This is a genomic window from Pseudoalteromonas luteoviolacea, assembly GCF_001696455.1.
Classification (GTDB): domain Bacteria; phylum Pseudomonadota; class Gammaproteobacteria; order Enterobacterales; family Alteromonadaceae; genus Pseudoalteromonas; species Pseudoalteromonas luteoviolacea_C.
Window position 1 is genome coordinate 556,503 of record NZ_MAUJ01000001.1, and the last position, 12,562, is coordinate 569,064.

Annotated in this window: 7 protein-coding genes; 6 read left to right on the top strand and 1 reads right to left on the bottom strand. The window is 42.8% G+C overall.

The window, feature by feature from the left end; genetic code table 11:
* Window positions 1-49: 49 nt before the first annotated feature.
* Window positions 50-523, bottom strand: coding sequence for a deoxycytidylate deaminase (locus A7985_RS02420; protein ID WP_065788835.1), 474 nt, complete (start codon window positions 521-523; stop codon window positions 50-52).
* A gap of 261 nt (window positions 524-784) precedes the next feature.
* Here A7985_RS02420 and A7985_RS02425 point away from each other — a divergent pair, with 261 nt between their 5' ends.
* The 6 genes from A7985_RS02425 to A7985_RS02450 all read left to right on the top strand — a co-directional run bounded on the left by A7985_RS02425 (window position 785) and on the right by A7985_RS02450 (window position 12,559).
* Window positions 785-1,225: a hypothetical protein gene (locus A7985_RS02425; protein WP_176716671.1), complete on the top strand. Its 441-nt coding sequence runs from the start codon at window positions 785-787 to the stop codon at window positions 1,223-1,225.
* 251 nt (window positions 1,226-1,476) lie between these two features.
* On the top strand, window positions 1,477-2,814 hold the full coding sequence (astB, locus tag A7985_RS02430) for an N-succinylarginine dihydrolase (protein ID WP_065788837.1): 1,338 nt from the start codon (window positions 1,477-1,479) through the stop codon (window positions 2,812-2,814).
* A 206-nt stretch (window positions 2,815-3,020) separates the two neighbouring features.
* Complete coding sequence (locus A7985_RS02435; RefSeq protein ID WP_065788838.1) at window positions 3,021-3,860, top strand: DUF350 domain-containing protein; 840 nt, start codon at window positions 3,021-3,023, stop codon at window positions 3,858-3,860.
* 402 nt (window positions 3,861-4,262) lie between these two features.
* Complete coding sequence (locus A7985_RS02440) at window positions 4,263-5,606, top strand: tetratricopeptide repeat protein (RefSeq protein WP_065788839.1); 1,344 nt, start codon at window positions 4,263-4,265, stop codon at window positions 5,604-5,606.
* Entirely contained in the window at window positions 5,596-6,810 is a 1,215-nt protein-coding gene (locus A7985_RS02445; RefSeq protein ID WP_176716672.1) for a FecR family protein, read from the top strand. Before A7985_RS02440 ends, A7985_RS02445 begins: the two co-directional genes overlap by 11 nt.
* Before the next feature lie 10 nt (window positions 6,811-6,820).
* Entirely contained in the window at window positions 6,821-12,559 is a 5,739-nt protein-coding gene (locus A7985_RS02450; RefSeq protein WP_065788840.1) for an Ig-like domain-containing protein, read from the top strand.
* Window positions 12,560-12,562 lie beyond the last annotated feature (3 nt).

Consider the following 12,562-nt stretch of genomic DNA (forward strand, 5'->3'; position numbering starts at 1 on the left):
ATAACAAAGAGTAGGCTAACGCAAGCGCTACTCTTTATAGCTGGCTTAATTATTGATCGTCGTATGTCGCGACTTCTTGCTCAAGTACAACCAGTTCAACATTTGCCATTTTGAACATATCCCTTGTTTCTTGTGCTGCGTGATAACGTTTTTTAGCAACCACTTTTGCGATACCACAACTAATAATAAGCATGGCACATACCCGGCATGGTTCCATTGTGCAATATAAAGTACTGCCTTCTAATGCCACACCATAGCGTGCAGCTTGGCAAATGGCATTTTGCTCAGCATGTATGGTTCGAACACAGTGTTGTCTGGTCGTGCCATCGACGTCTATCACTTGTTTCATTAAATGACCGACTTCATCACAGTGTGGCAGTCCAGATGGAGAACCAACATAACCTGTTGATATTATTCTCTTATCTTTAACTATTATACAGCCTGACTTACCCCGATTACAGGTAGCTCGTTGTCCAACACTATCCACTAAATCGATGAAGTACTCATCCCAATCTGGTCTCATTTTTCGCGCTCAAAATACTACAAAGTGTGTCTATTATACGCAGTATTGATTACATTACTAACATTGTTGATGATTTATGAAAGCAAATGAGTTTTAGAAAATTAACATTTTCTAAGCGTAATGCCATAACAAGGAAATTTTTAATGTAACTTAATTAATAATCTTGTCGTTTATTATATTATTTCCCATATAAAAATTATGGTTTTATGCGTATTATAGACACGCATAAATACAATTATGGTTTCTTATTTTGGGGGCACAATGGGCGGTAAATATTTAATTTTTGGTTCTATATGTTGTTTTATTGCAGCATTATTACATATTGGATGTATTGTGTATGGCGCAGATTGGTATCGTTTTTTCGGCGCAGGCGAGCATATGGCTCAAATGGCTGAGGCTGGACAACTAGAACCGACAATTGTGACTTCCATTATTATTGGTATTTTAACCCTTTGGGGGTTATACGGCTTGTCAGGCGCTGGCGCAATATTGAGGCTCCCATTCCAAAAAGTTGTGCTTGGTCTAATTGCATGTGTTTTAATCATTAGAGGTATTAGCTTTCCATTACTTATGTCGAGCTTTCCCGAAAACTCCCTTACTTTTTGGTTTGTGAGTTCATCTATTTGTTTAGCGATGGGCATTTGTTTTGCTTTAGGCACTTGGTCATTAGTAAAAAGCGACGCAATGATGCTTAAACGCTGACCCCGCTCGGTGTCAACAGTCAATAGCGTATTTTTACAGACTTTTGTCTGTAAACATGCCGAATGTTTCCATAATTTCTGACTATAGTAATAGCTGGCACCATACTTGATGAGTGAATAAGTACGGTTGTATCCGTTCAGTATTTTCACGCTCTATTTGGCGCAAATAGTGGGTTTAGGTGGACTATTGAATGAGTACATTAAATATAACAAGTATTGAAATGGTGCAAAACGCACCAAAAGGGGGCGAGAATGAATTATTACGAAGTGAACTTCGATGGACTTGTTGGACCAACGCATAATTATGCCGGTCTTTCATACGGAAATGTAGCTTCTAAAGCAAACGCTAGTCGGTATTCAAATCCAAAGCAAGCCGCACTCCAAGGCCTTGACAAAATGAAGGCGTTGTCCCAGTTAGGTATACATCAAGGTGTACTGGCACCCAACGCTAGGCCTGACTTGAAAACGCTGAGATCGTTGGGTTTTTGCGGAAGCGATGAAGAGGTGATATCGAAAGCCGCAAAAGCTGAGCCTCAACTATTGAAAGCCTGTTACTCTGCATCTTCAATGTGGACGGCAAATGCGGCCACTGTTTCTCCAAGTAGTGACACACAAGACCGCAAAGTTCATTTCACTCCCGCTAACTTAAACAACAAACTGCACAGAGCGATTGAAGCTGACACTACTGGCCGTATTTTACAAGCTGTTTTTAATCACGACGCGTATTTTTCTCACCATGCACCCTTACCGCAGCATAGTTTATTTGGAGACGAAGGAGCTGCCAATCATACTCGGCTTACTGATGCCTATGGGCATGCCGGGCTTGCTGTGTTTGTTTACGGTGAAGATGCGAACAGTACGATCAGGCCAAAGAAATTTCCAGCAAGACAAACGTTACAAGCGAGCCAAGCTATTGCTCGCGGACATCAATTGAATTCAGATAGGTGTTTGTTTGTTCAGCAGAACCCAAATGTCATTGATCAGGGCGTATTTCACAACGATGTAATTGCAATTGGAAATGAAAATGTATTTTTGTTCCATGAGCAGGCATTTTATGAACAAGCAAATGCAGTTCATGCTATTCGGCAATCGTACACAGGTAGTAGGCCATTGCATCTGATTGAAGTGTCAGACGCCGATGTCAGTGTGGAAGAAGCTGTAAAAAGCTATATTTTTAATAGTCAGTTAGTGAGCTTACCCAGTGGTGGAATGGCCTTGATCGCGCCTAGTGAGTGCCAGCAAGTAAATAGTGTTGAAACTTATTTAAGTGCACTAAAAAGTGCCAGCAATCCAGTTAACGAGATAGTTTATCTTGATGTGAAGCAAAGTATGCAAAATGGAGGTGGCCCTGCATGTCTGCGATTAAGAGTAACCTTGTCCGAAGATGAGCTGGCGGCATCTAATCAATCTTGCTTACTGACAGATGACCTGTACGGTAAGCTAGGTGCTTGGATAGAAAAGCACTATCGTGACAGATTATGTGAGCAGGATTTAGCAGACCCCAAACTACTCCAAGAAAGTTACGCTGCATTGGATGAACTGACAAAGATTCTATCACTTGGCTCTGTTTATGATTTTCAACTAATCTAAGGAATCAAAAGTGTGCGCTCGACCGAGCGCCCATCCATTTTCTCAGCTTTTTACAAGTTTTTACGTTAATTCGAGACTCATGAGATCATTCAAGGTAGAATTGTTGAAAAGATAAGAATAATTGAGCTTACTGCAACGCACATGGTTTAGCATACGTTAAATGTTTATTCTTACAGCTCTACATTAATTAAAAATATAATATCGATATGCACGATTCATTAATAACGACAATGCAGAACTTGAGCTTTGTTGGTCTGCTGCTGGTCATCATGTTTATAGCAAAGTGGTTATACAATTTCACCACGCCCTATGACACCTTCAATGAAATACTCATTAAAAAAAATGCGGCATTGGCGACATCAGTGGCCGGGTATATTGTCGCGGTGGCAATCATCTTTTGTGCGGTATTGACGGGGCCAAGCGGTGGGTTGGTGAATGATCTGATTGCAGTCGCTGGATGTAGTGTAGCGGGTATGGTGATGCTGTTAGTATCAAGAATCATTAATGACAAATTGATTTTGCACACCTTTTGTAACAGAGATCAGCTTATTGAAAAGCAAAATATTTCTACTGGTGCCGTACAAGCAAGTAGCTATATTGCAAGCGCATTGCTCATTGGTGCCTCGTTACATGGTAACGGGGGCTGGACAACCGCGATCGTATTTTATGGGTTAGGGCAAATTGCGTTGATTCTTTTCGCTCGTATTTACGACCTATTGACTAGTTACAATTTAATGACTGAGCTAGAGTCAGGCAATCGCGCAGTAGCAGCAACGTTTTCGGCAACGCTCATTGCATTAGGTATGGTTCTATTACACGCGCTTGTTGGCGAGTTTGAAAGCTGGGATGCTAGCATTACGCTTTTCATTCAAGATGCGGTGATCGGATTTGTTATTCTACCCTTAGCAAGACTGTTCATAGATAAAGTGATGTTTCCAACCATTTGTATTGATAAGGCGGTCGGCGAAGAGCACAACATGTCGGTGGCGTTAGTTGAAGGTGGCGTAGCGCTATCGGTAGCGAGTGTGATTGTGGTTGTTCTTTAACTATAAAGCATCATTGCAAATGAATGCGCATTTTATCTCTTTGAATGAGTTTATGCCTTGCAAACTGTGGCCAGAGGGAAGTTGATACAAAAACTGGCCACATGCTAAAAACCATGTGTCTAATTTCTCTCTATTATAATGTGCCGTTCACAATTCAATGGCGTATATTTAATCCTTAAATCTTAGTGAGTTAAGAATCAAGATAACATGGAATTAACTCCATCACTGAAATGTACCCGAAATCAAAAGTGAATTATTGAACTTGTTGATTATACTTTGATCATCCTATCTAGGCATGTTGTACGTGTTCTAGTCGATTGGCAATTCTTAGATCCGATTATTCTGTTTTGCTTGAGGTAGATAGTGATTTTCATACGATAACCAATGAGTGGGTGATTAGCTATGTCACTAGTACTTCGATGCGCACGTCTATTTGTGGCTTTGATTGCATGTTGTGCGAGTTTTCTTTGTTTGGCTCAGGGAAATTCCACAACAACAGATGAAGCCTTTAAAAACACCATTTCTGAAATTCATACAGCTTTAGTCGATAAGAATTACCCGTCAGCTTTTACGAAGGCTGAGCAAGGTCTTGAAGAGTTTGCTGGAGACCCTAATTTTGACTTTCTTTATGCTCAAGCAGCATTGGAAGTCGCTAAGTATGACGAAGCCATTTTTGCACTTGAAAGGGTGCTTGTTAATTGGCCAGATCATGTACCAAGTCACTATTTGCTGGGGTTAACCTACGCAAAACAGAAAAACTACGGACAAGCGCAGCAAATTCTAAAGGGGTTGCTTTCGGCACAATTGACCCCCGCAATGAGGGGAAACGTCGAGCAAGCTTTAGAGTCTATCGAAACACGCTCAAGCGACCTAGAAGAATCATATAGTCATGCAATTTCCCTTGCTCTTGGGCATGATTCAAATGTAAACAGTGGTGCGCTTGATGATAGGGTTGTAATCGGTGGAATTCCCTTTTTGCTTGATGAGACCAGTCAAAAAACCGCAGATAACTTCATGCGATTTAGATATAACTTCAAAGCTAAGTGGCAACAAACCCAATATCAGGCTTGGAAGTTAGATGTTGATTACTCAGATCAACGTCATCAAGATACGAATGATTATGATCGCTACCAAGGTACGATCAGAGTGGGTTACGAGCACAAAAAAGACAATGCTGCCTTTTCGGTAGGTGGGCAATTTGGTGTTTTAACTTTAGATGATGATACCTACCAGCAAGATTTTGGTCTGTATGGCAGTGTTCAATATTACTTTTCGGGAAATTGGTTTACTGCGTTAAGCGCTTTTGCATTTTCACAAAATAACGTTCAAGACAGAAACTTAGACAGCCGTATATTCACAATACAGGGTGGAGTCGGGCACTCTTCCGAGTTGTGGTTGGTGCGCGTTGACGCTGGTTATACGTGGCAGCCCGCAAGATATGATGAAGGTGAACACTATGGCCGAGATTATGATTTTATTTCGGGGTCGGTATCCCATCGCACATCTCAAAATAGCTTGCTGTCTTTTAAAGCGCAATATAGAGACATAGAACACCGAGCCATTCATCCTTTCTTTTTAGAAACCAGAAACGAAGAGCTTGTCATTTTAAACCTTAATTGGCGATATCAATGGGACCAAGCGTGGAGCATAGATGTTTCTGCATCCTATTATGACAAACACAGTTCCATTACGTTATACAGCTATGATCGTACTGAGTGGTTCACAGGAGTCCGTTATGAATTCTAACCTTACATTGTTAAATCAAAGACAACTTTGCGCAGGTGCGATGGTACTCAGTTTGTTGTTACCACTTTCGGCATCTGCTGCTCAAGCTGGAAAAACACTTATGTCCCGTGGAGAAGTGGTTGCAACTGATACGGCAACAGAAGCAGCAAGAAATTTGAAAAGGCGCAGTCCTATTTATGATGTAGATATCGTAAATACTGGTGCAGCAGGCCAAGCGCAACTGCGAATGCAGGATGGCGCATTGATCGCTTTAAAGGCACAAACACAATTGAAAATTGATGAGTACCAGATGGGTACGGGCGAGGGAGGCTCTGTTGTGATGGAGCTGATCTCAGGTGGTTTGCGCACCATTACCGGTGAAATAAAAGGCGATAAAGGAAACTATAAATTAAAAACGCCAGTGGGCAGTATTGGTATTCGAGGAACGCATTACGAAGTTGAGTGGAAAGATAACGAGCTTTTTTTGGCTGTTTGGGATGGCACTATTGAGCTTGATATGAGTAACGCAACAGGCGGCGGTGAAGGGCCGGTATTACTCGGTAAAGGCGGCGACTTTTCGTTTGCAAAAGTCAGTCAAAGCGGAGCGGTGACTTCATTGCTCAAGCCCCCATCTCAATTATCTTCTATTTCTTCAACAGTCAGCCAATCAGCACAAAATACGGAAACAGATGAAGAGACGGTTGCAATTTCAAATACTGAAGTTAGTACATCGACACAAACGTCGCTGCCATTTTTAGCTGGCAACGTGTCACAAATTGTACGAGATGTTTCTCAAAACGAGTTTATCAACGAGCAAGAACTCGATAGCTTGGGTGTTAAGCCATTATCGGAGTTGATTGCTGAACGCTCAGGAAGTAGCGCATACACTGTATTAGACAGAATTGATGCAGTTTCTAGCCTTGGTGCAGTGAGCGCTATTGATATGCAGATGACAGTGAATTTTGATAGGGGCACGGTAGAGCAAGGCGCATTAACATTTCAGGACTCAGGTGGTGAGTGGTTTGCCGCATTTAATGGGTTGATTAATCAAGAGGGGATGACGTTAGGAGTCAATTTTGCTTCCCATGGGCAAAATTTGGCAACGGGCACTATCCAAAGTCAGTTTACGAATGGATTGGATCGTTTAACAGGCTCTTTTAATTTACAAGAAGTAGAGAACCCGAGTGTAGTTGCTCAAGGGGCTTTCATTTTGAGTCAGCCTTAGGAGATGGAAAATGCGTATTCATTCAATTTATCAAACGCTTACTGCTGCAATTGTCACTGGGTTCTTACTAACAGCTTGCGGTGGCGGTGGTGAAAGTAAACCGTTACAGCAAACGAGTAGCTCTGGTGACAACGCTCCTCCAACACAGCAGGAGCCTCAACAGCCAAACTTGGTATCGGACACTCCAAAAATAGTCGACTTCTCTTACCAGCCTCGCTTTCGGTTTGCACGGTTAACAGAAAATCAGGTCGTTGATGAAGTTATGATAAACGGAACCGGCGACCTTATTCATCCAGTTGATACGGTTACAGAAAGGGGAAATCTAACCGTATCGGTCGATAACATCGAAGATCCTGATGGAATTGGTCGTGTTCTTGTCGGGTTTAACGACACCGAGCAAGCCATTGTGCTGTGTGATAACAATTGTTCATCACCTTTTAAATTTACTCAAACTGGCATTAATCCCTTCAGTTTTGGTCAACAAAGTGGATCAATCAATATACAAGTGTGGGTTGAAGACTTAGAAGGTAATGCAACGGTTGTGGTAACTAAGCAGGTTAACTGGATACCCAGAAGTGTGATTGTTGAACCGTCTCAAAGGGGCGAAGATGGTACGCTCACTGTAAGCTGGCAAGCACTCGAAGATGCTTTGAGATACAATGTGTATCTTGCTCAGTCTCCCATTAATGACTTTTCTACAGTGACGTCACTACCTGATGGCAGGCGTGTGATAGCGCTGAGTGAAACAAGCCAAAGCTTTACAGGCTTAGATCCACAAAAGCATTATTATTTACGCGTCACTGGGATTGACGGAAGCGGAGAGAGTGCATTTAGTGACTCGATTATGCTTCCGGCAACAGACTTAATTTTTCCGATAGCTAATAATGACTCATTTACAGGAGAGCAGTTTGAAACCATCACAGGAAATGTAATTAACAATGACCAGGACCTCGGTTTCGGGCCATTAGAGGTGGTGGTCCCCGCGCTGGTATCTCCCCAAAATGGGACGCTCGATTTACAGTCCAATGGTAATTTTACCTATGTTCCCAATGAGAGTTTTTTCGGCTCTGATAGTTTCGTTTACCAAGTCATTAATTCTCAAGGCGCTACAGCACAGGCTACAGTAAGCATAACGATTGAGAGAACCAATCAAAACCCAATTGCGATTCCCAATAGCTATGCTTTACAGAAAAATAGCGAATTGACGGTCTCGGGAGGCGGGCTGCTGGTCAACGATATCGATTTCGACGGCGACTCTATCTCCGTTAATCCAACGCCTATCGTAAATGTTGAAAATGGCACATTAACATTAAATGAGGATGGCACTTTTGTGTATGTTCCAGCGGCTGATTTCGTTGGTTCAGATTTCTTCCAATACCGAATAGAAGATGGTAACGGTGGGTTTGCAACTGCGGATGTATCGTTAAGTGTTGAAGAAGAGTTGAGTAATACGCCACCAATAGCGGTGAATGATAATTACGAAACGAGCGAAGATATGCAACTACAAATATCTGCTCCAGGTATTCTTGAAAACGATAGTGATGACCAATTAGACAGTGGCAGTACAAGCATTGTAAGTTTGCAGATAGACATTTCAGAGACGACCAAAAGTGGCACTTTGGAGCTTACCAGCGAAGGCGGTTTTAGATATACGCCAGGAGAAAACTTTTCCGGGCAGGACTTCTTTGTTTATCAAATCACTGATGAGCAAGGCGCAACTGCTGCTGCGTTCGCTGTAATCAATATTATTCCGGTCAATGATCCGCCCTTGGCGATGGACGACTCTGTAGAAGTGACCGCGGGTGCACAGATTGTAATAGATGTGACCAATAATGACTTGGACATTGATGGTGTATTAGAGCTGTCTACGTTGACGGCTGTTATGCAACCTATGCACGGTAGTTTGTCTCTCAATAGTGACAATAAATTTGTCTATCAGAGCGAGTCTGGTTTTGATGGAACAGATTATTTTACCTACACGATAAAAGATAATGAAGGTGCTGTATCCAATGAAGCGTTTGTGTATATCTTTGTTACAACACAAAATATACCACCAGTCGCGGTGAATGACGTCGCTTCAACATCACAAGATGTCTCGGTGAATATTAATGTACTCGCAAATGATAGTGATACAGATGGCAGCCTAAACGGTGCAACATTGGAAATTGTTACTGCACCTGAAAACGGCAGTGCGAGCATTGAGTCTACGGATCACACGATCGTTTATATTCCAGCCTCAGGATTTGTGGGAATTGATACTTTCGAATATCGGGTACAAGATAACAGAGGTGATTTCTCAAATATAGCAACTGTGACCGTCACAGTTTCTGCTGCTAATCAGCCACCAGTTGCAAATAATGACAGTGCAGAGGTCGAAATTGGCAAGTCAGTATTTATCACCGTATTAGAAAATGATTCAGATCCTGATGGGTTAATCGACTTCAGCACGCTTGAGGTCGTAAGTTCTCCCACCAAAGGTACGGTGAGTATAGAGTCTACTGGGGCGTTTACTTATACGCATACGGGGACGGCCGTTGGCACCGATAATTTCTCATACCGAGTGAAGGATAACACGGGCACATTTTCAAATAACGCGCTGGTATCAATTACCATTGTCGAACCGGATACGACGCCAATGGCGAACCCTGATAGCGCGACGCTTGATAAAAATACTTCAGTCATGATTGATGTGTTAGCTAATGATGATGCTAAAGGGTTGACCTTAGTGCCTTCAACAATTGAAATCATTACGCCGGTTGCACATGGTTCTACATTTATTGATACGTCAACGGGGTCAATTAGTTACATTCCCATGAATAACTTTGTCGGTAATGATTCGTTTACCTATCAAGTAAATAACAATAACGCTCAAACCTCTAATGTGGCAACGGTTTCGATTGTTGTAAATGACAAGAATTATGCACCAAGTGTTACAGGGGGATCGGCAAATATTCAAACCAATGTGTCCAATGGGGATTTTGTACTTCAAGTGAGCGCTTCGGATCCCGATGGAGATGACATTAGTCTGAGTCTAATTGGCGATGATGGTGGACTATTTACAATTGCACAGGATGGCAGAATTACAGTTGCCAATGCGTCACTGATAGCATCTAACGGGGCAGTGACATACAATCTTTCTGTGCAAGTGTGCGACAGTATTTCCCCGCCTCTATGTGCAACGGATTCTGTGACGATTAACGTGACAGTCGCGCAAACAATATTTGTTGCGAATAAGTTGACAACCTTTGGGACAGATGGGGAAAAGGTAGTCCGCTTGAGAGCTTCGATGGAATACCATGAAGTCGGGCAATCACTAGTGTTAGCTGATGGTAAAGTATTGGTTGTAGGTGGTGTTGGAACTTGGGTTGAAAGTATCAGCAGAAATATTCATAGAGCAGCCGTCACAAAGAGACTGGCGAACGGATACCCAGATACAAGCTTTGCGAGTGAAGGTGTATTTACGAGCTACTTTGGAATAGAAGTTGCCGACCAACCTCAAAACATCGTTGCTAAAGCGGTTACTGTTGATAGTGAAAACCGCATTTACGTTGCGGGTTACGCTGATTTTGGTGCCACAGAGGCCCAAGAATTACTGCTCTTTAGGCTAACCCCCAGTGGTGCGCACGATACCACTTATGGTGCGGGCTCTGGTTATACAAGGTTACCTTTGACAACTGGCTCGCGTATTACACCGGTTGCCATCATGGTCGATGACGCTCAAACAGTCACTGTTTTGAGTGATGTTAAAGTCGGTAATAATACGACAATTGCACTGACACGAGTAGATGTATCAGGGAGCATCGTAGGCTCATTAGATTTAGCGCCTGGTTCTTCTCAGTATGCAGACGGCGTTGTCGATTTGGGCACTCACTTACTTGTCTATGGTGAAGTGATGTCTGAGGCTGGAAACAAGGACCTTTTATTTGCACGGGTTAACAAGTCCACATTGTTGCTAGACACTAGTTTCCAATCGTCGGGTTTCTTGCAAATAGATATTTACAGTGCTTCGTTTGACAATCAAGTGCATGACGTCATTGAGTTGAGTGATGGGAAAATATTACTCACTGGTGACTCATACTTAACGGGTGGCAGTGACAAGTCCGTATTTGTAATGAGGCTAGATAGTAACGGCAATATGGACACAACATTCAATTCAAGTGGTTATATACTTTATGAATTGAATCAATTACCAGCGTCGGGTATCGAAGGGCAGGACTTCTCTGCATGGAATGCCTATGGGTTTGGTATTTACGCCGATGATAACCATTATTATGTTGGCATTGGGCGTGGGCAATTTAGTACTTCATCCAACGCAGCGCAGATAATGAGGACAGATCATAGCGGAGCGATAGATTCAGCTTGGTTGCCAGACAGTGGCGGGCCAACTGCATATCGTCAGTTTTTGTTGGCACCGGTTAACATGCACCGAACAACTGATGGGTTCTTGATGCATGGATATCAATATCGCTCTGTTGGGAATAACTTCTTTTATTCTTTATGGCTAGGCGAAGTGACATCGGGTGCGCAATTCAATTCAAACTTTGCTTCAAATGGTCAACTTGACCTAGATACAGGAGATGCAAACGAAACCTTTAGTGCTGGACAAAGCGCTATGTCAGCTTCTAATCAGGCATTCATAGCTGGAAGCACGACTAATTGGCAAGATGGCGAAGTACCGTATATTTATAAGTTAGACGATACAGGAAATGGTGTATCTAATTTCGGTAATATAGGGCATTCTCCATTCGGCTTAAGCAACTCTGCGACGACCAGTGCCATGGTAGAAACGAGCGCTGGCAACCTACTGCTTGCAGGAAACCAAACTACAAGCCAAGCTTTCATTGTTAATATGAGTAATGTGGGAGCACAAGATTTTGACTTTATACCAGGCAGCAGTGGCAGTGCTATCAGTATAAATGCGGGTGATTATGGTGGCACCGGCAGCACGATTGTTGTAACAAAACTGTACAGCCTGATTACCGGAGACTTTTTAGCTTTTGCTAAAATTAATGACGGGTGTATTGACCAAAGCCACGCATTTATATACTCAAGTGTCGGTATCATGTCGGGGCACTTCCAATACCCTGTGCCCAGTGGCGTATCGTGTGGCACTACGGCTAGAGGCATCGACTTTATCCATCCAGTGTCGACCTTCTTAGTTGGAATTGGGACTGATGAACAAGAGTTTACAGAGCCTCGTGTAATTTTAGCTAAAGCAACGGTCACGGGTGTTCTAGATCCTACTTTTGGCACGGCCGGTGTGGCAGCGTTGAACATAGGCCTAGTTACGGGCGAAACGTTGACACTCAAAGGGTCATTTATTGATGGCGAAGGGCGGTTTATTATCTTTGGTACCGGTGGGGCGAAGAACTTTGTAGCTAGAGCAAATGCGGATGGTTCATTAGACAGTACCTTTGGAACCAATGGCGTCTTTATCTTTGAACAGCTCGGTTCAACAGCAGTAGCGGTTAAGCAAGGCTGGGTGCAAAGCACGGGTGAGTTGGTAATGTTCTTACAATCAACGTCTGGCCTTGATATCTATGTTGCTCGCGTGAAATTAACTGATGAGGCGGGGACGTTAGACTTGTCATTTAACTCAGTTGGCTATCAGCAGTTTAGTGTCAGTATGACAGGACAGCTAGAGTCTGCTATTAGTTTAAATAATGGCGATAGCTTTGTGCTTGTCTTACAGCAAGATGAACCAAAAGTGATTGTCTTACAAGCAGGAAAGATAGAGGTCTCTGACTAGCCG

What these genes read in the sequence shown, in the direction of transcription:
- A7985_RS02420 (WP_065788835.1), bottom strand. Translation starts at nt 523, where the DNA reads ATGAGACCAGATTGGGATGAGTACTTCATCGATTTAGTGGATAGTGTT.
- A7985_RS02425 (WP_176716671.1), top strand. Translation starts at nt 785, where the DNA reads ATGGGCGGTAAATATTTAATTTTTGGTTCTATATGTTGTTTTATTGCA.
- astB (WP_065788837.1), top strand. Translation starts at nt 1,477, where the DNA reads ATGAATTATTACGAAGTGAACTTCGATGGACTTGTTGGACCAACGCAT.
- A7985_RS02435 (WP_065788838.1), top strand. Translation starts at nt 3,021, where the DNA reads ATGCACGATTCATTAATAACGACAATGCAGAACTTGAGCTTTGTTGGT.
- A7985_RS02440 (WP_065788839.1), top strand. Translation starts at nt 4,263, where the DNA reads ATGTCACTAGTACTTCGATGCGCACGTCTATTTGTGGCTTTGATTGCA.
- A7985_RS02445 (WP_176716672.1), top strand. Translation starts at nt 5,596, where the DNA reads ATGAATTCTAACCTTACATTGTTAAATCAAAGACAACTTTGCGCAGGT.
- A7985_RS02450 (WP_065788840.1), top strand. Translation starts at nt 6,821, where the DNA reads ATGCGTATTCATTCAATTTATCAAACGCTTACTGCTGCAATTGTCACT.